This window comes from [Clostridium] innocuum (assembly GCA_012317185.1).
GTDB lineage: Bacteria > Bacillota_I > Bacilli_A > Erysipelotrichales > Erysipelotrichaceae > Clostridium_AQ > Clostridium_AQ innocuum.
This window is the reverse complement of record CP048838.1, coordinates 3,088,919-3,111,203: the sequence shown is the minus strand read 5'-3', so window position 1 is coordinate 3,111,203 and position 22,285 is coordinate 3,088,919. Positions and strand designations below refer to the sequence as shown.

Sequence of the window (22,285 nt, the reverse complement as noted above, 5' to 3'; positions counted from 1 at the left end):
TTAGGAAAGTGATAAAAAATGCTATAGCATATATTACAAGAAAGAGAAATAGAACTTTAATAATTTTTATCATATTAACTATAGTTCTTTCTTGCTTGTATTCTTGTTTAACAATAATGAAATCAAGCAATGAAATAGAAAAGGCTTTATATGAAAGTTCTAATTCTTCAATATCAATAACAAAAAAAGATGGTAAATATTTTAATGTTAATCAATTTAAAGATATTGAAAAATTAAAAGAAATTGAAGAAAAAATAATTCAATATGATGGATTAGCAAAACTAAAAGATGCTAAAGTAGTTAGCGGAGAACAAAGAATAAATAGAGAAGATTTATCTGACGAATTTAAGAATGTTGTTTCACTCGAAGCTACAAATAATACTAAAAGAAATATTTTATTTAGTAGTGGAGTATTTACAATTAAAGAAGGTAAAAATATAGGAGAAAATGATAAGAATTCAATTATTGTTCATGAAGAATTTGCTAAACAAAACAATCTAAAATTAGGTGATGAAGTTGATCTTGAATTACTAGATATTGAAAAAAGTGGAAAAATAAAAAGTCATAAATTTAAAATTATAGGGATCTTTTCTGGTAAAAAACAGGAAACATATACAGGATTATCTTCTGATTTTAGTGAAAATATGGTGTTTGTAGATTATTCAACAAGCCAAGAGATATTAAATAAATCAGAAAATAATAAAATCGCAAATAAAATTTTAATGTATTCTGGTAGTGCAGAATCTACAGACTTAGCCTTAAACAAATTGAAAGAGTTTAAAATTGATGAGTCAAAGTATTTTGTTGAAAAAGATTCTAATGCGTTTGAAGAGTCTTTAGAGTCAGTGAGTGGAATAAAACATATAATAAAAATAATGACTTATTCTATTATGTTAGGTGGGATGGTTGTTCTTTCATTAATCTTGATTCTATGGTTAAGAGAAAGAATTTATGAAATAGGTATATTTTTATCTATTGGAACATCTAAGATACAAATTATAATGCAATTTATATTCGAGTTAATATTCATATCGATACCAAGTATAATATCTTCCTTATTTTTAGGAAATGTATTACTAAAAGTAATTGTAGATGGATTCATTAACTCAGAGAACTCAATGATTTCCGGTGGAAGTTTAATAAATAATAGTAGTTTTATGTTAAATATAACAACACTTGGACAAAGTTATTTAATATTAATAAGTATTATTGTTTTATCAGTTGTATTTGCTTCTTCATTAATATTAATCAAGAAGCCTAAAGAAATATTATCAAAAATAAGTTAGGAGAAAATAATGGATATATTAGAAATAAAGAATGTAGCATATAGTTATGCAAATTCTAAAGAAAAAGTTTTGTCAGGAGTAAATCAAAAATTTGAACTTGGGAAGTTTTATGCGATAGTAGGAAAGTCAGGAACAGGAAAATCTACACTTCTTTCCTTACTTGCTGGACTTGATAAACCTCAAACAGGAAAAATATTGTTTAAGAATGAAGATATACAAAAGAAAGGATATAGTAATCATAGAAAAAATAATATATCTTTAGTATTTCAAAACTATAATTTAATAGATTATTTATCACCAATTGAAAATATTAGATTAGTGAATAAATCAGCAGATGAAAGTATCTTGTTTGAACTAGGTTTAGATAAAAAACAAATAAAAAGAAATGTTATGAAATTATCTGGTGGACAGCAACAAAGAGTAGCTATTGCTAGAGCATTGGTATCAGATGCTCCAATAATACTAGCTGATGAGCCTACTGGTAACCTAGACAGTGTTACTGCTGGAGAAATAATTAATATATTAAAGACATTAGCTAAAGATAGAAATAAATGTGTAATAGTTGTAACACATAGTAAGGAAGTAGCAGATTCTGCGGATATCATTTTAGAACTAAGTGGTAAAAAGTTGAAAAAAGTAAATAAAATGAATTTGGAGGTTGAATAATGATAAAAAATGCATTTGCTTATGTAACTAGAAAAAGCTTAAAATCATTAATTATTATATTAGTTATTTTATCTATGTCAACTTTAAGTCTCATTAGTTTATCTATTAAAGATGCTATGGACAGAGCTTCAAAAGAAACATTTGCTAATATAACAAATAGTTTTTCTATGGAGATAAATAGACAAGTAAATCCAGGAACACCTAGAGGTGGGGGAAATGTAAAAGGTGAAGATATTAAAAAGATATCTCAAACAGATAGTATAGACTCCTATGTAAAAAGAATAAACAGTGTTGCAGATTTAGTTGATTATAATATTATTGAAACTCAAGAGACTCTTGCGAATCAATCACCTGAAAGAGCGAAGAATTTTAAAAGAACAGTTATGTTAACTGGGGTTAACGACTCATCAAAAGAAACAAAATTTGTATCAGAAGCATATAAATTAGTAGAAGGAAAGCATTTAGAAAATGAAGATAAAAATAAAATCTTAATGCATAAAGATTTAGCTGAAAAAAATAATCTTAAAGTTGGAGATAAGATAAAAATAAAATCTAATTTATTTGATGCTGATAATGAGAAAGGTGCAGATGAAACAGTAGAAGTAGAAATTAAAGGTTTATTCGATGGGCATAATAGCGGTGGAGTAAGTGCAGCACAAGAACTATACGAAAATACATTAATCACTGATGTTCATACAGCTGCTAAAGTTTATGGTAATACAGAGGATACAGCTGTATACCAAGATGCAACATTCTTTGTAAAAGGTGATAAGAATCTTGATAGTGTAATAAAAGATCTTGGGAAATTAGATATAAATTGGAGAGAATATAATTTGATTAAAAGTTCATCAAATTACCCTGCATTACAACAATCTATATCAGGTATCTACTCAATTTCAAATAAATTATTTGTTGGCTCATTAATATTTGCAGGAGTTGTAGTTTCATTATTATTATTCTTATGGATGAATGCTAGAAGGAAAGAAATAGCAGTATTACTATCATTAGGTATATCAAAATTAGAAATTTTTGGTCAATTCCTAATTGAGATGGTATTTATATCAATCCCCGCATTCGTTGGTTCTTATTTCTTAGCTCAATATACAGCTGATAAGCTTGGGAATAATATATTGAATAAGGTTACTGGTGATATAGCTAAACAAATAGCTAGACAATCTGCATCTAGCCAATTAGGTGGTGGGGCAGAAGCTGAAGGATTTAACAAGACATTATCAAGTTTAGATATAAATGTATTACCTAAATTCATAATTTATGTAGTTATATTTATGAGTTTAGTACTTCTTGTATCATTGATTATTTCTTCATTCAATATATTAAGAAGGAATCCAAAAGAATTATTAATTGACAATAATTAAAATTTTCGGTGCTTTTTAGCACCAAAAATTTTTTGGCTTTTAAATATCAAATAATATGCTGTATAATATAAGTGTAGAGGCTTAAGTGGAGGTATATATGAAAATATTAACTGTTGAAGATGATAATATGATAAGAGAGGGAATAAGTGAATATCTTTCAGAATTTGGATATACTGTTATTCAAGCTAAAGATGGAAGAGAAGCCTTGTCAAAATTTAATAGCGATATAAATTTGGTTATCTTAGACATTCAGATACCTTTTATAAATGGTTTAGAAGTGTTGAAAGAAATTAGAAAGAAAAGCAATTTACCAATTCTAATCTTGACTGCATTTAGTGATGAAGAATATAAAATTGATGCATTTACTAATTTAGTAGACGGATATGTAGAAAAGCCATTTTCATTGCCGGTCTTAAAGGCTAGAATAGATTCTTTAATTAAGAAGAATTATGGACATTTAGAGAAGTTTGAATATAATGATCTATCGGTTAATTTTAATAGCTATACAGCTAAAATAAATGGTGAAGAAATAGATGTAAATGCAAAAGAACTAGAAGTATTAAAATGTTTATTGGATAATAATGGACAAGTGTTAACAAGAATGCAAATTATTGATTATGTATGGAAAGATAGCGAAGAAACTCCTTATGATCGAGTAATAGATGTATATATAAAAGAACTTAGAAAAAAATTACAATTAGACTGTATAACTACTATAAGAAATGTAGGATATAAATTGGAGAGAAAATGAAAAAATTAAAGATATTTCCAAAAATGTTCATACAAATATTTTCTGTTCTTGGAATAATAATTATATTAGTTCATTCATTAGTTTTTTTTATCTTTCCTAAAACATATTTGGAGACGAGAAAAGAAAAGATTCATAATATGGCAAATGAAATTTCTAGTAATATGAATGGAAAAGAAATAAAATATATAGAACAAACTTTGGAGCTTTATTCTAAGAGTAGTGAAATAAAAGCATTTATAAAAGAAAAAAATAATAAGAATGAAATACAAATCAAAGATAATATAAATGTTAATTTAGAAAGTGATAGTAATTCTTTGATAATTGAAGAAAGAGAAATAAAGCTTAATGATGGTAAAAAAACAAATCTACAATTTGTTTCTACAGCTGATATGCAAAAAGATGCGAAAGATTTAAGCCTTAAATTTTTACCATATTCTTTATTAATATCAATTTTATTTTCTGCTATTATTTCTTTAATTTATGCAAAATCAATAAAAAATAATATACAAGAAATAAAAATTGTTACTGATAAAATGATGAAACTTGATAAAAAAACGCGTTTAAAAGTTAGCTCTAATGATGAAGTTGGAGAATTAAAACAACAAATTAATGATTTGTATTCTACTTTATTAAGAACAATTGACGATTTGGAATTTAAAAATAAAGAAATTTTAAAATTAGAAAAGTTAAAATATGACTTTTTTAAAGGTGCATCCCATGAACTTAAAACTCCTCTTGCTAGTCTTAAAATAATACTGGAAAACATGAAATACAATATTGGAAAATATAAAGAAAGAGATATTTATATTAATGAATGTATTGAAATCGTTGATAGTTTAACAAAAAATATTTCTCAAATATTATCAGTTCATTCTATAGAAAATTTGAATAATGATGAAGAATATTTGAAAATAAATGATACATTAGAAGACATATTAAAAAAGTATGAAATATTAGCAAATCAAAAGAAAATAACTGTCAATAATTATATATTAGATGAGAATGTTTATATAGGAAAAACAGCTTTAAAGATTATTCTATCTAATTTGATTAGTAATGCGGTAAAATATACTGATGTAAATGGGGTAATTAATATTGGGATAGTTAATGATTGGTTATATATAGAGAATTCATACGGTAACAATAAAATTTCGAATATGGATAAAATATTTGATGTTAAATTTGATTTAAATAAGGAAAATAGTAATGGATTAGGTTTATATATTGTAAGTAATATTCTGAATAATTACAATATAGAATATAAAGCATTGCAGGATGAAGAATTTTTTATCTTTAAAATTAAAATATTTTCTTAAACAAGATATAATTTTGCAATATTTATTGAAAAATAGAGACTTATTATTAGCCATGGAAGTAAAGGCTTTTTTCTTATTGAAAGTGAACAGAAAATAATTGATACAAGAAATCAGGATTTGAACACGCTAATGAAAATATTGTTAGTAAAACTATATGAGTTAGTCTTTTCGGATGCAGAGACTGTTTAAATATTTGATAGAATAGAAACTTAAAAAGTTTAATAAAACTCAATTATATAAGTAGTAGATGAATATGATGGTTATTTAGATTATTGATAAAATGGAGGAAATAAATATGGAAGCATCTAAACGTTTAATGTTAGAAATATTTAGAATTCAATACATTCCTCTTTTTTATAATATGTATAGTAGATGATTGTTTCAGGTGCGAATTGAAACAATCAAGTTCATATAAAGAAATATTTTTATTCTTTCATTTCAGAGGACTTCTTATGCCAAGATGCAGAAGTCCTCCTTTTTTATCTGAAAAACAAGCAGATAAAAAAGAGATGGAGGAAACTTTATGGCAAAAGAGTATTATCTTTATATCAGAGGACAAAAGGTAAAAGTCAGTGAAGATATATATATAGTCTACTGGCGAGAAAAAGAACACGAGAAGTATTTAGAGCAGGTGGACAGGAAAAACCACTTGCTCTTTTTTTCAGCATTGGATCATGACGGACACTTTACAGATAATATTGTTGATGAAAGTGTTGATGTAGAAAAGATTGTTGAAACACAGATGATGATTGAAGCAGTAAGAAGTGCTATAACAAGGCTCAATGCAGAAGAAAGAGATATTATTGAACGCTTGTATTTCAATGATGAAACTGTTCGTTCAGTAGCAAAGCTCAAAAGTATTACACATCCGGCTTTAATCAAAAGAAGAAACAAAATTCTTGAAAAGCTGAAAAAATTTATCGAAGAACTTTAAAACTTTGGTAACCAAAGGGGGCAAATTTTCCTTATGTAAAGTGAAGGGGAGTTTGACCTCCTTTACTTTCTTGATTAGGAGATACGCCTGCTTATGGCAAATAGGAAAATGTAAAGAAAACAGTCCCTTTCAAATATTGATCTTTGACAACTGAATAGACCAAGGTAGGACTTTATCTACTTACTGAGAGTTATGACCTACGCCAAGACTTTTCTGCTGATGAAAATCGGTTCAAATGAATACCGGCATAATGCCGAGGTTAGAAGAAAATGAGCGATAGATAGGAATACATAAAAGATAAGCGTGGCAGCTTATTTCGATGATGTAAGTGGTGATAATGATACTTCAATAGTTTAAGCTGCCTCGTCTGAAACAAGGGGCGGAGGTGAGATTCCTATGTAGCAGCCAATGCACCTACCAATGTCATAAAACTTAGTAAGAAAAATAATATTTGGTTATAAAGAATTTAAAGTGGAGGAGGTGTATTAGTGGATAATGACTGGAATGGATTGGCTGATTTGATAGCAAATCTGATTACAAAATATGCTGGAGTTTTAGATTTAGAGAATCTTCCAAATCCTACTCCAGTAAAAAATACAGAGGATAAGAATAAATTTGATATAGCTAAAAGCACGGATTGAGAAAGAGAAATAAAAGTGCTATAATATACTTGAGATTAAAGTCCAAACCTTTATTGGTAAAAATATATAAATATATAATAAGGATATTGAGGTTAATGCTATGTCAAAAGAAAAAATAAAAGTATATCTCTATACAAGAGTATCTACATCCATACAGATAGATGGTTATTCTTTAGAGGCACAAAAATCAAGAATGAAGGCTTTTGCTCTCTATAATGATTATGAGATTGTTGGTGAATACGAAGATGCAGGTAAGTCTGGAAAATCTATAGAAGGTAGAGTTCAGTTTACTCGTATGATGGAAGATATAAAATCCGGAAAGGATGGAGTGTCTTTCGTTCTTGTATTTAAACTATCGAGATTTGCAAGAAATGCTGCTGATGTACTTTCGACTTTACAAATAATGCAGGATTTTGGAGTAAATCTTATTTGCGTTGAAGATGGAATTGATTCATCTAAAGATGCGGGTAAATTGATGATTTCTGTTTTATCGGCAGTGGCTGAAATAGAAAGAGAAAACATTCGTGTCCAAACAATGGAAGGTCGCATTCAAAAGGCAAAAGAGGGTAAATGGAATGGTGGATTTGCTCCGTATGGTTATCAACTTATTGATGGGAAATTGATAATAAATGAGGAAGAAGCAATTGCAATAAGAACTATTTTTGATCAATATGTAAATACAAGTATTGGAGCTAATGGTCTTTCTAAATATTTAGAAAATCATGGTATAAGGAAAATACCAAGACAAAATGGGAAAAATCCATTGTTTGACGCAGGTCTTATAAGAAAAATATTAAAGAATCCTGTGTATAACGGGAAAATAGCATTTGGAAGAAGAACTTTAGAAAAAGTTCATGGTACAAGGAATGAATACAGACAAGTAGAGCAGGACGATTATTTAGTAGCAGAAGGCATTCATGAAGCAATAATCCCAGATGAATTGTGGCAGGCTGCACAAGTTAAACTGAAAGCACAAGCTAAAAAGTATGAACATGTAAATAAGGGCAAGAACATGAGGACACACTTATTATCAGGAATAGTAAAGTGTCCGATATGTGGAGCTGGAATGTTTGGGAATAAATCTATAAAATATAAAAAAGATGGGACGAAGTATAAAGACTTCTATTACTATGGTTGTAAGCATAGACTTATGAATAGAGGACATAAATGTACCTATAATAAACAAATTAGAGAAGAATTGTTAGATGATGCCGTTGCTGAGGTAATAATCAAGTTAGTAAGCAACCCTAAATTTGCATCTATGATACAAGAAAAAATTAACATGAAGGTTGATACATCTGCTATTGAAAATGAGATAGATAATTACCAAAATGAACTAAGAAAAAGTCATTCTACAAAGTATAAGCTTATTGAGGAAATAGATAATTTAGATGTAGAGGATAAACATTATAAGAGAAGAAAAAATGATTTAGATGATAGGCTTTATCGTATGTACGATAAAATTGAGGAATTAGAAAGTCAGTTAATAGAAGCTAAAGCAAAAAAAGAAACGATAGAGGTTGAGAAACTTACTGGTGATAACATATATAAAGTATTGATTTATTTTGACAAGCTTTATAAAGTCATGAACGATGTTGAACGCAGGCAGTTAATAGAAGCACTCATTTCAGAAATTCAAATTTATGAAGAAAAGCAGCCTAATGGACAATGGCTAAAATCCATTACTTTTAAGCTACCTATCATTGATGAAGATCTTAATATAAGTTTGGAAAATGATGAGCAAGTTGAATGCGTGTGTCTGCTAGTAAGAAAATGAAAGTGCAAATAAGCCGATAACTAAAGGCTTTTTGACACTTTTTGATAAGTAAAACTTGAAGCACTCAAAAATGGGGTGCAACTGCTACTAAATGCTATTTCGCCTGATTTTTAGTAAAAGTCAGGCTTTTCTTATGCTATTCCGCTAGTTTTTACTGTTCATGAAAAAAAGAGATTTTAGGGGATACGAAAAAATGGAATTAGGCATAAAATTAAGATATAGAAAAGATATATCATTTCCGATAGATATGTAGAAACTTGTGTGATAGTGTATGTTGCTGATAAGGAGGTACATACATATGTTAGAAGATGTATAAATAAAACTAGATATTCTATATGATTCAATGCAAGCATTTGTTACAGCCGCAAGTATTAACAGAAAAGACACAGATATCCCATCAAAAGAAGTGGATGCGATACTTAGGATTTATTGTAACTACTTAGAGGAAATCCAAACAGATATAAACCAAATGATACAAGCAGGAAGGAGTGAGGCAAAATGAAACGATTCACCTTGTTATGTGTATGCTTGATGTTATTGGCAGGATGTACAACAGAACAACCGAAAGAAGTAGCAAAAGCAGATAGGCCTTGATCGAGATGAAAATGGAGATTTGGTTATTAATGAAGAACAAGCGAAGATTGTACGGTTGATTGCTATGTTATATTTATCAGGAATGAGTTGGGAAGAAATTGCTAGAGAATTAGATAAGCGTGGAATCAAAACAGTTACAGGAAAAAATCGGTGGAGTGCTAGCACAGTAGGAAGTATTTTAAGAAATGAAAGTATGCAGGGTATGCAATTCAGGGAAAGTCATATACAACAGATTTTCTAACCAAACAGAGAGCAAAAAATAAAGGGGAGAAACCGAAATATAAATCTATTGGATCAGTGCCTGCAATACTCCCATTAAATATTTTTATGAAGATTCAAGAAGAAATGGCAAAAAGAGCCATTGTATATCGACCAGTATTGATGGTGAGCATTCGTCAAAAGTAAGACATGGAAAATATGTTTTATCTGAATTATTAAGATGCGCAGAATGTAACAATACATTCAGAAGAATTTCATGGAAATTAGGAGAACAAAAAGTAATTGTTTACCGATGTAAATCAGCGATAACAAAAGGGATGCACTGTAATTCTCCGACACTTCGAGAAACGGATATTGAAAGAAATGTATTGCTAGCAATGAATGAACTAAAAAAGGAAAATAGTGAAAAAAGTATAAATAAGATTGTGTTGAATAATATTAAATCGGTGATAGGAACAGGAGAAGAAATTGATAAGAGTGTATTGGATACTCAAATAAAAGAAGTAAAGTTGAAGATGAACGAATTGATAACAGAAGGAATGAATGGATTAGAAGAAGATTCGAATATAGATATAAAACTAATTGAGTATGCAAATCAATTACGAGAACTACAAGGGATGCGGCAAAGAATGTTAGATGATCAGAAAACTGATGATCGCATACAAAATATTAAGGATTATATAGATGAAAGTATTATGAATTTAAAACAATTTGATAATGTCTTAATTAGAAAAATGGTAGAACAAATTATTGTATTCGATGATGCATCGATTGATATTCACTTCAAGTTTGGAGCAATCGTACATAAAGAAGTCGGAAGTGCATCAGTACGATAAAGAATAGATTTCTCAATTAAAAAAAGAACTTAATTATGCAAAATAATCAAATTCTTTTTTCAGTTATGAAAATTTTAAATATTTTAGAAGCAATGAATAAAATCAAATTATTTAATGATATAATATAGATAAAATTAGTACAATTAGCGAAAGAGAGGTTGTTATTTTTGAAAAAGATAGATTTACATATTCATACTAAACAAAGTATAAGTGATTATGAGTTTGATTTTTCTTTAGAGAAATTAAAAGAGTATGTAAGTGTTAGAAAATTAGATTGTATTGCAATTACTAATCATAATTTGTTTGATTATGAACAATATAAACTTATTAAACAAGAATTAGATATAGTTGTATTTCCAGGTATTGAGGTAGATTTAGAAAATGGGCATATTCTACTTATATCTGAGAATGAGGATATTGCAGATTTCATAAGTAAATGTTCAGCAGTTGAGAAATTAATAAAAACACCTAAAGATACCCTAACTATTGATCAATTTACAAGGATATTTACTTCTCTGGATAAATATTTAGTTATTCCACATTATATTAAATCACCAGAATTAAAGCCACAATTTATTGAGTTATTAAAACCACATATATTTTGTGGGGAAGTTCAGTCCGAGAAAAAATTTCATCAATGTATTAAAGATACTGAGAAATTAGTTCCTGTTTTATTTAGTGATGAAAGAATATCAGATAGCATAGAAGAGTTTTCTTTTAGACAAATGTATATTGATACTGAAGAATTAAAAATGAGTGATTTAAAGATTTGTTTTTCCGATAAAAGTAAAGTTTCTTTGAGTTTACAAGATGGAAATGAATTATTTCAGATTTTAGAAAATGGATTTAGTGCATCAACTGGATTAAATGTTATTCTAGGAGAAAGATCTTCTGGGAAAACAGTAACTTTAAATAGCATTTCTAAAGCATTTAAGAACGTAAAATATATTCGTCAGTTTTCATTGATTGAAAAAGATGAAAAAAAGGAAGATGAAGCATTCAAAAAAAGAATAAAAACAAAAAAGGCAAAATTATTTGAAGATTATTTGGCTGAATTTAAAGTTGTTGTTGATGATGTTAATAAGATAGATAGAAATGAAGAAACTCAAACAGTTGAGAAATACATTACTTCGTTAAAGAAATACGCTGCTGATTTTGAAAAAAGAGATATTTTTTCAAAAACAAAATTATTTACAGAAACAGAGTATTCTATAAAAGAGTTGGAGTCATTGCAGAAATTAATCGAGGCAACAGAATTATTAATGACTAATATTGAATATAGGTCAATAATAGATACACATTTGTCATTAGAAAATCTAAGAAATCTCTTGTTTGCTTTAATTGATAAATATAAAGAATATACATTAGAAAATAAAAAGAAGGAGATTGTTAATCAAATAGTTAGATTAACAAAAGACTCCTTAAGTATTAAGACAGGTGTTACAGCACCGCTAGATTGTCAATTTAAAGAATTATACATAGATGATCAAAAAATTAAAAAATTTAATGAGATTGTTACCTTAATTAAAACTCCTAAAGTGATTGCAAGTAGCGATTTATATGATTTTAAAATTATTGCAGCTACCGAAGTATTAGAAAATGCTAAAGCAGTAGGCGCAGAATATGGTAAGAGAGTATCGTTTGCTGACGCTTATGAACATTTTTCAAATCCATATGGATATCTTTGTAAATTAAAAGAAATTCAATCGGTTCCAGAAACGGAATTTTATAAGTTGTTTATTAAATTAAGCTATAAAATTTTAAATCGTTACGGTGCAGACGTTTCAGGAGGAGAGAGATCGGAATTTAACTTACTAAACGAATTAACAGATGCAAAAAAATACGATATGTTATTAATTGATGAGCCAGAGTCATCCTTTGATAATTTATTCTTAAATAGTAGTGTTAATAGTTTAATTAAAGAAGTTGCAAGCGATATACCTGTTTTTGTTGTGACTCATAATAATACTGTTGGAGAATCAATTAAACCAAATTATATTATTTATACAAAAAGGGAAATTATTGATTCTGAACCATTGTATAAAGTTTATGGAGGACATCCGTCTTCAAGTACATTAAAAACTGTTGAAGGTGAGGAAATTAAAAACTTTATGGTTTTAATGGATTGCTTGGAAGGTGGAATTGACACATTTGAAGAAAGGAAAAGAACATATGAAATACTTCAAGGTAGAAAATAACAAAGTATATTTTATGAATAATGAGAATAACTATATTGAATTAGATCAAATAACTAAAGAAGATTTATTGTATTTGATAAATAAGGCATTTGATGAAGACTTCGAATATGATGCATATGAAACCGATAAAATTAATCATCAAGCTCATAATGTTATGTACAAAAATATTGAGAATAAATTTTCTGAATTCATTTCAAGAAAAGATGAAATTATTGATGAAGTAAATAATGTTTATAAAGCTGCTATAGATAAGTATAGCAACTAGTAATTTGAAAATGCCATTTTTCTATAAGGGATAACTGCACCCAGTATATATCAGTTATGAACACTCGAGCGGTTTTGAATGCGTGTGTCTGCTACAAAGGAAATAAAAGTGCAAATAATCCGATACAAAAAGGAGATTTCCCTCTTTTTGATAGGCAAAATTTGAGATCCTCAAAAATGGGGTGTGACTGCTACTAAATGTTAATTCATCTGATTTTTGATTAAAATTGCTATTTTCCATGCTTTAACTGTTCATGAAAAAAAGTGATTTTAAAAAGTTGTATGAAAAGCAATATTCAAAAAAATAAACTGAGCAACAAGGGATAAATGTATCTTTCTTACAGCAGTTACGATTATCCGAGTCACGTTGAGACGATAGTACTCTTGTCCCACAAATCACCTGATAGCCATATAGATGTAAAAGTGGAATTTGGATAAGGTAATGGGAAGATGCCTTTGGATGCAATTGCAGAGAGGGCAAAGAAATACCAACCGAAACCGAAAATCACATATAAAATGATACAGGAATATGTCGAAAAGAAATATGGGTTTAGGGTACATACTGCGTATATCGCAGAGGTAAAAAGGTCTTTGGGATTGACAATGTATGATGCTCCAAATGCAGTAGAAGAGTTGAAGCAACCAAGAAAGCATCCGCCGAAAGAGAAAGTAGAGGCTATAAAAGCTGCACTTAAATATTTTGAGGTGATGTGATGGAAGAAAGTATATTTCAAATAGCAGAACAAATAAAGCAACTCCATAAGAAAGCTTATGATATCTATCTTCCATTAGTTGATGATGTATGTAGGCGAAAAGTATCGGAAAAGGAATTATCCTATTTGCTTGATTATTTGTTGGACTTTGCCTGTGATGAAAAAATGTTGGAGTTATATAAAAAGGTGTGCAGAAGGTATTTCTATACTTATCCGAGTTGCATTAAGTCTTATATTGTTGCATATCGGGAGATGTTGAAAGATGAAAATGAATGACTGTTCAGTAGAAGATATTAGTTAAGAAAGAAATAGACAGAGTATTTAGAAAGCGAATGATATGATTATAAGAGGGACAATGGGAAGAATAGTTAAGGAAACGCTTCATGCGAAAGGCATTGATATTGGTATTTATACAACAAATTTTGAAAGTGAGTTTATTTCATTAACGGACATAGCTCGATATAAAAGTGATGATCCAACAGCGGTTATACAAAATTGGATGAGAAATCGAGATGTAATAGAATTTTTGGGATTATGGGAAAGACTGCATAATCCAGATTTTAAACCCCTCGAATTCGAGGGGTTTAGAAAACAGGCAGGAGCAAACGCATTTACAATGTCACCCAAAAAGTGGATAGAAGCTACAGATGCTATCGGTATTGTTTCAAAAGCGGGACGTTATGGAGGAACATATGCTCATAGTGATATTGCCATGTCTTTTGCAACTTGGATTTCTCCTGAATTTTAGTTATACATTATGAAAGACTACAGGAGATTAAAGACGGATGAGAATAGCCGATTATCTTTGAATTGGAATTTAAACAGAGTAATTTCCAAACTGAATTACAGGATACATACAGATGCAATTAAGGATAATTTGATTCCACCGGAATTAACACCCGCACAGGTAGTGTATACCTATGCTAATGAAGCAGATATGTTAAATGTTGTTTTATTTGGCAAGACAGCAAAGCAGTGGAAAGATGAAAATCCAACAGCAAAAGGAAACATGAGAGATGCGGCAGCATTAAATCAGTTGTTAGTACTGGCAAATTTGGAAAGTTATAACGCTGTTCTGATTAATCAGGGAAAGAATCAAAAAGAGCGGATGGAATTACTCCGACTGTTGGCAGTACAGCAGTTACAGACATTGGAAAAGGTAAGCCTAAATAATTTACCCACATTGGAAAACGGAATGATAGAGTAATAATGTAAGCGGAAAACTCAAAGGAAAGAAAATATCAAGTAATCATAAGTTCTACATATGAAGATTTGAAGACAGAGAGACAAACAGCAATAAGTTGCTTGCTTGATATGAATTGTATTTCAGTAGGAATGGAGCAACTTCCAGCAAGTTCATTGAGTCAATGGGAATACATTAAAAAGATGATTGATATGAGCGATTATTATCTTTTGATTGTAGCAGTGAAATATGGTTCTATTGATCCTGAGGAAAATATAAGTTATACAGAAAAAGAATATAGGTATGCTGTCGCTAAGAAAATGCCTACATTAGCATTTTTACATCAAAATATTGATTTGCTTCCTGTGATTAAAATGGGAGCAACAGATGAAGAAAGAGAAAGAGTAAGGAATTTTCATAGTACCGTTAAAGATGCGGGAAGGTTAGTAGATTTCTATTTTAATGAAGTAGAATTAAAGTACAAGATTGCTATGGCAATACCTGAAATTATAAATGATGTACCTATGTCTGGATGGGTAAGGGCTGATCAGGCAGAGCAGGCAATTGCGACAGCGAAAGATTCTAGTGGAATTCAAGATTTGCAAAATCAATTAAAAGAAATACAAAATTCTATTTTGGAAAAAGTTGAACAAACACAAATGAAATGGGAACCTATTTCTGAAGAAGAAATAGATGTGATGTTTAATGCAGAAAAAGAAGAAGTGAGAATACCAATATTATCAGAGGAAGCAAAGCAGCTTTTAATTGAGGCATCAAAAGATGCTGCCAGTCAAATATTAGTAATTGATTCGCTTGAAGGAACAGACATACAAACAAATAATAAGATAATGAATATTGATAAGATTGGTAAGTCTGTTGCCAATATGGAAAGCAGCTGTGGAGGAACTTCGAAACAATCAGTTGATAATGGCGGTTGGTAATAGAAATGAGATATTTCAACTCACTAAACTGGGATATGAAGTTTCAGAAAAAATTTAGAAGTGGCATTTTTGTGGAGGTACAACCGTCGAGACAGTAGTTCGACTGTCAAGAGTGAAATAACCCGATAAATAAAGGGTATTTCACTCTTTTTTGCTTCAAAAAGAGATGATTAAAAAAATCGTAAAAGCACGGCTGTCATATTTTCATGAATTTTTAGGTGTTGAGCCTGAAAGGAGGGTGAAGATGTTCACGAAAAATACAGAAGTGAGGAAATGCTGCAGATTTAACTGTGAAAACATATCCAGTGACTTATGATTTATTCCAGATGATATTATAATGGAGTATAAAAAGGTGATTCTTCGACAGATTTTAATGAATGACTGCAAAACTTTAAAATGTATTGCTATTGTGCTTACAAGTGAGTATTCTATAACAGAAGAAATACGTTTTTGAAAGGAGCGATAACTATGGCAGCAAAATCAGAAAATCACTATGCCAGAATTGAACCGGAGGTAAAGGAGCAGGCAGAGGGAATACTTTCTGCTCTTGGCATTCCTGCATCAAATGCAATTAACATGTTTTATAAACAAATTATACTTCACAGAGGATTACCGTTTGAGGTCAAAATCCCCTCTGCAAGACCATTAGATATGAGCATTTTATCAGAAGAACAGATAAATGAAGAATTAGAGAAAGGTTATGTGGACATGAAAACTGGCCGTACAAAGTCAGCAAGTAAGATATTTGAAGATATCCGCAAGGATTATAATTTATGATCTTTGAAATTGAGATTTCAGAACAGGCGGATAGAGATCTTAGAAATATTTATAAGATATTGCTTTTGAACTTCAGTCCCCAGAAAATGCGGCAGGTCAACTTAACCGACTGGAGGAGAGCATCATGGGACTTAACCAGATGCCGGAGCGTTTTCTTGGATACGAAAAGGAGCCGTGGCACAGCCGAGGCCTGCGCATCATTCCTGTAGATAATTACTGTGTGTTTTACATTCCAGATGCAGGGAATGCTGTCGTTACCATAATTCGTGTAATGTATGGTGGTCGAGATATTGACACACAATTAAACAAATACACGAAGCAGTAAGCGAAAGACAAATTAGAATTGTGCGCCCAGCAAAGGGCAATGAACCAAACAGGTGGAAATCCTGTCTGTTTAAGGTCTAACCAACCAGCAGTAGCGAGTCTTGCGTGGTAATCAGTAATGATTATTGCGAAGCGTAGACAGCGAGCAAGTAGGGTTGCAATGCGATTGAGCCTCGAAATGTTGAAATTCAGAGGGCTGACACGTTAATTCTTGTGGAAAGCAATATCACATAGGTCGATAAGGTAAGAATTGTGTGGCACTGCGGGGTCAAAGAGCCAATCATGCTTGACATTGTGGGTTATTGTCAACTGGGGAGAGCCTGCTGTCTCTTGGAAACAAGTACAACTTTCAACTAGAAGATGGAGAAAGTTGAATGGGAAGCAGGCAGTCGGATAGCTTCATAGTACTGATGAAACTGGGTAATGCCAGTGGAGGGAAGGGAGCTACATGGTAACAATCTCTCTGAGGACACATCAACCGTGCTCAGGAACGGAGGAAATGATGGGAACGAAATTAGAGAGAATAGCGGAAATATCGGCAACAACGCCGAAGCCAGAGTTTACATCTCTGTATCACTTGATAAATGCGGAAATGCTTTTGCAGTGTCATAAGGAATTAGATGGTAATAAAGCAATGGGCGTTGATAAAGTGAGCAAAGCAGAGTATGCGGAACATCTGGAAGAAAACATAACAAATCTTGTAGAACGATTAAAGAAAAAGGCCTACAAGCCATTACCATCTTTAAGGGTGTATATACCCAAAGGAAATGGCAAGATGAGACCGCTAGGAATTGCATCCTATGAGGATAAGATAGTTCAGCTTGCAGTAAAGAAGATATTAGAAGCGATATATGAGCCGAGATTTCTAAACTGTATGTATGGATTTAGGAGAAACAGAGGATGTCATGATGCTGTAAAGAAAGTCCATTACAGAATACAAAATGGTTGGATTAACTATGTAGTAGACGCTGATATCAAAGGTTTCTTTGACCATATGAGCCATGAATGGCTTATGAAATTTCTCAATCTATATATCAAAGACACGAATTTATTATGGCTGATAAAGAAGTATTTAAAAGCTGGTGTAATAACTGAAGGAGTCTTTGAGGATAGTGAGGAAGGTTCAGCACAGGGAAATATCATTAGTCCGGTATTAGCGAATATCTATATGCACAATGTACTAGCACTGTGGTTCAAATTTGTGGTACTAAAAGAGACAAGTGGAAAGAGTTTTCTAACAATGTATGCTGATGATTTTATTGCGGGATTTCAATACAAAGCAGATGCGGAGAAATACTATGCATTGTTGAAAGAAAGACTACGAAAATTCAATCTTGAACTCGAGGAAAGCAAAAGTCGTCTCATTGAGTTTGGAAGATTTGCAGAAAGTAACTGTAAACGAAGAGGAGATAGGAAACCAGAGACATTTGATTATCTGGGATTCACCTTCTACTGTGGAAAGGGTAAAAAGAATGGAAATTTCTGTGTAAAACTGAAAACCAGTAGGAAAAAGTATACACAAAAATTAAAAGCCATGAAAGAATGGTTATATGCCAATAACGACTTACCTGTAAAAGAGCTAATAGCGAAGCTGAATAAGAAATTAATAGGGCATTATAGATACTATGGTATTTCATTCAATATCAAGAAGCTTGGTTCTTTTCTACACTTTACACAACGGTATCTATGCAAGGCACTCAACAGACGAAGTCAAATGAAAAGCTACACATGGGATGGATTTGCAGATATGCTGAAAGTGTATCCACTAGCCAAACCAAAGATATATGTTAAGTTATTCTAGAAGTGAAAGTTATTATGAGGAGCCGTATGCGTGAAAGGCGCACGTACGGATCTGTGAGGGGCTTGCGGTGTGAATCGCTTGTCTACTCGACTATGGAGGTGACAAAATGGAAGTAAATAAAACAACGATTGTCGAAAAGACAGTAAAATCTGGAGTAACATTTGGAAGTGCTTTAGCTATGGTTATTAGTTATACGGTTTATGTCATATATTTCATATTACGTTACTAAACAAAGGGGTATCAGATGAACACAATATTATGGATTTTGATTGGAATAGCAATTTTATGTGCAGGTATTGCAATATATTCTGGCACAAAGAAGAGAAAGTAAATTAGAAGCTGTAAATCCTTCTGGTAATATGTCAAGAGGAAAATTGAAATTAAACAGAGGAAATCGTAAAGAGATGATACAAAAAGATGCACTAAAAAGAGGTTCATATAAAGAAACCGTTTTCAAAGACTATTCAACTATATATAAAATTCCACCTTGGCACTCATTATGTTACATGCACAGGATCATTTGATGAATGCGATTCTAATGAAGGATATGGCAAATTCGATTATAAAGCTGAATTAGAAAGTAGCAGCTATGAAATAAACAATACTGCTGCAGGAAAATAAGATGAGGAGGCCGGCTTAGAAACTTTCTACCGGTGCTCTTCATCTTTTTCCCATAAAACTGAATGAATTGGGGCTGTAACGAGTAAGCAGACTTAAAAATCGAAAAAGCACTCATCCAGATATTGGGTTCTTTCTAAACTTTGGGTATATCCAAAGTTTAGAAAGAACCACTTTTTGTATAAATGTCTCTCATCTATATTTCTTTAACTTAATGACATTGGATTCGTCTCTAATTTTTTAGTTTATTAAGCTATATAAAATGAGGGATTTATCGAAAATTTGTTAAATAAAGTTTGATATAACTTTTAAGCATATCAAACAATTCATAATAAGTATTTGATATAATGCTTGCAAAGTAGTATGTTATTAGTAGATAAAGAAAGAAGGTAGAAAACATGAAAGATAATTATATTTTTAAATTGGCTGAAACAGTACAAAGGGAAAGTGTTACCTATAAAAACAGATATGGATTCGTTGTATCTGGAGAATTATATACACAAAAAGATATGAATCAATCAAAGAAGTACCCTGCGTTGATTGTAGGCGCGCCCTATGGAGGTGTAAAGGAACAAGGCCCTGGTGTTTATGCGAATGAATTAGCACAGAGAGGATTTATTGTATTGACCTTTGATCAAACGTTCATGGGAGATTCAAATGGCGAACCAAGACATGTATCATCACCTGAGATTTTTACTGAAAATTTTAGTGCTGCCGTTGATTATCTAGGTTTACTGAAGAATGTGGATAGAAATAAAATAGGTGTCATTGGTATTTGTGGTTCAGGTGGATTTGCTTTATCAGCAGCACAGGTGGATACTAGAATCAAAGCTGTCGCAACCAACAGTATGTATGATATTAGCTTTTCTACACGTGGAAAAGACCTGATGAGTAAAGAAGATTTGTATACTCTGAAAGATAAACTTTCTCAGCAGAGATGGACTGACGCAGAAAATGGATATCCTGAATATATACCAGGTTTTCCATTAGAACCAGCACAATCGATTCCAGAAGGATTGGATGCTACAGATGAAATCTGGTTTAAATTTTACGGAATGGAACGTGGACATCATCCTCATGCTAGAGGTGGATTCACTACCACGAGTTCTATGCCATTTTTGAATACAAGGTTGTTGAATTTTATAGATGAGATATCGCCAAGACCAGTTTTATTTATCGTAGGAGATCAAGCACATTCTAAATACTATAGCAAATTTGCTTATGAAAAGGCTGTAGAACCTAAAGAATTTTATGTTGTGGAAGATGCTGATCACATAGATCTGTATGATAGAGTTGATAAAATACCTTTCGATAAGATAACAGATTTTTTTGAAAGGTCTCTATAAAGGTGGAATATGAATATCATTATATTCAATGGTAGCCCTCATCCTAATGGAAATACAAATGCAATGGTTACAGCATTTGTTGCAGGTGCAAAAGAAAATGGACATAAAATTGACGTAGTTAATGTCTGTCAAAAAAACATAGCCGGCTGTCTAGCCTGTGAATATTGTCATAAGGCAGGCAAAGGAAACTGTATTCAAAAAGATGATATGCAAGAAATCTACCCTCTTTTGAAAGAAGCTGAAATGATAATTTTGGCATCTCCTGTATACTATCACAGTTTTACGGGACAACTTCAATGTGCGATCAATCGTATCTATGCTTTAGATAAACCGCAAAACCTAAGAAAAGCGGCATTAATTTTAAGTTCAGGCAGTGATGAGGTATACGATGGCGCAATCTATGAATATCAAAAGTCATTTTTAGAATATCTAAAACTAGAAGATATGGGTATTTTTACAGCATTTGATAAACAGAATAAGTCAGAAGAAATACTAAATAAAATGAGAGACTTTGGAAAGTCAATTATAAATATAAAAGAGGAGGTAACAGAATGTTAGGAAATTTTAGTTATGTAAATCCAACCAAGCTATACTTTGGAGAAGGATCCCTTGCAAGATTAAAGGAAGAATTACCCAAATATGGTAAAAGGGTTATGCTTATTTATGGTGGTGGCTCTATCAAAAAGAACGGAATTTATGATGAAATCATAAAAATATTGACAACTCAAGAAAAAGAAGTGTTTGAAGATGCTGGAGTAATGCCAAATCCTACAATTGAGAAACTTTATGAAGGCTGTAATGTTGCAAAAGAAAATAAGATTGATTTCATTCTAGCAGTTGGAGGCGGGTCTGTCTGTGATTATGCGAAAGCAGTATCGGTATCCGCTAATTGTGATGAAGATCCATGGAAGAAATATTATTTAAATATGGAAGATGTTGATTGTGATATCATCCCTGTAGGCTGTGTGCTTACTATGGTAGGTACTGGATCAGAAATGAATGGTGGTGCAGTTATTACAAATCATGAGCAGAAATTAAAAATTGGTCATGTGTTTGGTGAAAATGTATTTCCTAAGTTTTCAATTTTAGATCCGACATATACGTATACTTTGCCCAAATACCAGATGATTTCCGGTATTTATGATATATTCAATCATATCTGTGAACAATATTTCTCTGGAGAAGACGACAGCGCAAGTGATTATATCAGTGAAGGACTGATGCGTTCTGTTGTTCACTCTTCATATATTGCATTGAAAGATTCTAAGAATTATGAAGCTCGCAGCAATATCATGTGGACAGCAACTTGGGCTTTAAATACGTTAATTGCAAAAGGAAAAACAACAGATTGGATGGTTCATATGTTGGGACAAGCTGTTGGGGCATACACCGATGCGACTCATGGCATGACACTATCCGCTGTTTCTATGGCTTACTACCGTCATATCTGTCCATACGGTCTAGAAAAGTTTGTGCGTTTCGCAATAAATGTATGGAATATTACACCAGATGGTAAAACACAGGAACAAATCGCTGAAGAAGGACTTTCTGCAATGGAAACATGGATGAAAGAACTTGGATTGGTTATGAATATCAAAGAACTAGGCGTTAATGAGAATATGTTGAATGGACTTGCAGATAGTACAATCATTATGGAAGGTGGATATAAGGTTCTTTCTCATGATGAAATTTTGAGAATATTCAAAGAAAGCATGTAAGTACAT

General features: G+C 31.3%; 21 protein-coding genes and 3 pseudogenes. All 24 read left to right on the top strand.

The features are described 5' to 3' along the window. Positions 1-8 precede the first annotated feature (8 nt). Positions 9-1,286 carry an ABC transporter permease gene (locus G4D54_15195; GenBank protein ID QJA03685.1) on the top strand — a complete coding sequence of 426 codons (1,278 nt, stop codon included), beginning with the start codon at positions 9-11 and terminating at the stop codon, positions 1,284-1,286. Between the two features lie 9 nt (positions 1,287-1,295). Then, positions 1,296-1,952 carry an ABC transporter ATP-binding protein gene (locus tag G4D54_15190; GenBank protein ID QJA03684.1) on the top strand — a complete coding sequence of 219 codons (657 nt, stop codon included), beginning with the start codon at positions 1,296-1,298 and terminating at the stop codon, positions 1,950-1,952. Next, positions 1,952-3,328: an ABC transporter permease gene (locus G4D54_15185; GenBank protein ID QJA03683.1), complete on the top strand. Its 1,377-nt coding sequence runs from the start codon at positions 1,952-1,954 to the stop codon at positions 3,326-3,328. Before G4D54_15190 ends, G4D54_15185 begins: the two co-directional genes overlap by 1 nt. A gap of 97 nt (positions 3,329-3,425) precedes the next feature. After that, complete coding sequence (locus G4D54_15180) at positions 3,426-4,079, top strand: response regulator transcription factor (GenBank protein QJA03682.1); 654 nt, start codon at positions 3,426-3,428, stop codon at positions 4,077-4,079. Beyond that, positions 4,076-5,395 carry a HAMP domain-containing histidine kinase gene (locus G4D54_15175; GenBank protein ID QJA03681.1) on the top strand — a complete coding sequence of 440 codons (1,320 nt, stop codon included), beginning with the start codon at positions 4,076-4,078 and terminating at the stop codon, positions 5,393-5,395. Before G4D54_15180 ends, G4D54_15175 begins: the two co-directional genes overlap by 4 nt. A gap of 452 nt (positions 5,396-5,847) precedes the next feature. Next, positions 5,848-5,961 (top strand): RNA polymerase subunit sigma-70, encoded by a 114-nt coding sequence (locus tag G4D54_15170; GenBank protein QJA05214.1) that lies wholly within the window; start codon positions 5,848-5,850, stop codon positions 5,959-5,961. Beyond that, positions 5,919-6,329 (top strand): sigma-70 family RNA polymerase sigma factor, encoded by a 411-nt coding sequence (locus G4D54_15165; protein ID QJA03680.1) that lies wholly within the window; start codon positions 5,919-5,921, stop codon positions 6,327-6,329. The genes G4D54_15170 and G4D54_15165 overlap by 43 nt, the downstream gene beginning before the upstream one ends. A 488-nt stretch (positions 6,330-6,817) precedes the next feature. Next, positions 6,818-6,970: a hypothetical protein gene (locus G4D54_15160; protein QJA03679.1), complete on the top strand. Its 153-nt coding sequence runs from the start codon at positions 6,818-6,820 to the stop codon at positions 6,968-6,970. A 100-nt stretch (positions 6,971-7,070) separates the two neighbouring features. Next, positions 7,071-8,747 carry a recombinase family protein gene (locus G4D54_15155; protein ID QJA03678.1) on the top strand — a complete coding sequence of 559 codons (1,677 nt, stop codon included), beginning with the start codon at positions 7,071-7,073 and terminating at the stop codon, positions 8,745-8,747. A 613-nt stretch (positions 8,748-9,360) separates the two neighbouring features. After that, positions 9,361-9,582, top strand: coding sequence for a hypothetical protein (locus tag G4D54_15150; protein ID QJA03677.1), 222 nt, complete (start codon positions 9,361-9,363; stop codon positions 9,580-9,582). Positions 9,583-9,718: 136 nt separating this feature from the next. Continuing rightward, entirely contained in the window at positions 9,719-10,396 is a 678-nt protein-coding gene (locus tag G4D54_15145) for a hypothetical protein (protein ID QJA05213.1), read from the top strand. A 167-nt stretch (positions 10,397-10,563) separates the two neighbouring features. After that, the gene (locus G4D54_15140; GenBank protein QJA03676.1) at positions 10,564-12,594 is read left to right on the top strand and encodes a hypothetical protein; all 2,031 of its coding nucleotides are present in this window, start codon (positions 10,564-10,566) and stop codon (positions 12,592-12,594) included. Beyond that, complete coding sequence (locus tag G4D54_15135; protein ID QJA03675.1) at positions 12,569-12,859, top strand: hypothetical protein; 291 nt, start codon at positions 12,569-12,571, stop codon at positions 12,857-12,859. Before G4D54_15140 ends, G4D54_15135 begins: the two co-directional genes overlap by 26 nt. A 449-nt stretch (positions 12,860-13,308) precedes the next feature. Beyond that, positions 13,309-13,572 carry a hypothetical protein gene (locus G4D54_15130; GenBank protein ID QJA03674.1) on the top strand — a complete coding sequence of 88 codons (264 nt, stop codon included), beginning with the start codon at positions 13,309-13,311 and terminating at the stop codon, positions 13,570-13,572. Beyond that, a complete protein-coding gene (locus G4D54_15125) occupies positions 13,572-13,847 on the top strand; it encodes a hypothetical protein (protein ID QJA03673.1) in 276 nt (91 codons plus the stop codon). The genes G4D54_15130 and G4D54_15125 overlap by 1 nt, the downstream gene beginning before the upstream one ends. 79 nt (positions 13,848-13,926) lie before the next feature. Next, positions 13,927-14,778, top strand: a pseudogene (locus G4D54_15120) (KilA-N domain-containing protein). Positions 14,779-14,822: 44 nt separating this feature from the next. Continuing rightward, positions 14,823-15,695 carry a DUF4062 domain-containing protein gene (locus G4D54_15115; GenBank protein QJA05212.1) on the top strand — a complete coding sequence of 291 codons (873 nt, stop codon included), beginning with the start codon at positions 14,823-14,825 and terminating at the stop codon, positions 15,693-15,695. Between the two features lie 468 nt (positions 15,696-16,163). Next, positions 16,164-16,472 (top strand): type II toxin-antitoxin system RelB/DinJ family antitoxin, encoded by a 309-nt coding sequence (locus G4D54_15110; protein QJA03672.1) that lies wholly within the window; start codon positions 16,164-16,166, stop codon positions 16,470-16,472. Next, positions 16,469-16,797: pseudogene (locus G4D54_15105) on the top strand (type II toxin-antitoxin system RelE/ParE family toxin). Before G4D54_15110 ends, G4D54_15105 begins: the two are co-directional and overlap by 4 nt. Before the next feature lie 501 nt (positions 16,798-17,298). Continuing rightward, the gene (ltrA, locus tag G4D54_15100; GenBank protein ID QJA03671.1) at positions 17,299-18,597 is read left to right on the top strand and encodes a group II intron reverse transcriptase/maturase; all 1,299 of its coding nucleotides are present in this window, start codon (positions 17,299-17,301) and stop codon (positions 18,595-18,597) included. 490 nt (positions 18,598-19,087) lie between these two features. Next, positions 19,088-19,174, top strand: a pseudogene (locus G4D54_15095) (PTS lactose/cellobiose transporter subunit IIA). Between the two features lie 439 nt (positions 19,175-19,613). Next, on the top strand, positions 19,614-20,561 hold the full coding sequence (locus tag G4D54_15090) for an alpha/beta hydrolase (GenBank protein QJA03670.1): 948 nt from the start codon (positions 19,614-19,616) through the stop codon (positions 20,559-20,561). 9 nt (positions 20,562-20,570) lie between these two features. Beyond that, positions 20,571-21,119 (top strand): flavodoxin family protein, encoded by a 549-nt coding sequence (locus tag G4D54_15085; protein QJA03669.1) that lies wholly within the window; start codon positions 20,571-20,573, stop codon positions 21,117-21,119. After that, entirely contained in the window at positions 21,113-22,279 is a 1,167-nt protein-coding gene (locus tag G4D54_15080) for an iron-containing alcohol dehydrogenase (GenBank protein ID QJA03668.1), read from the top strand. The genes G4D54_15085 and G4D54_15080 overlap by 7 nt, the downstream gene beginning before the upstream one ends. Positions 22,280-22,285: the final 6 nt, after the last annotated feature.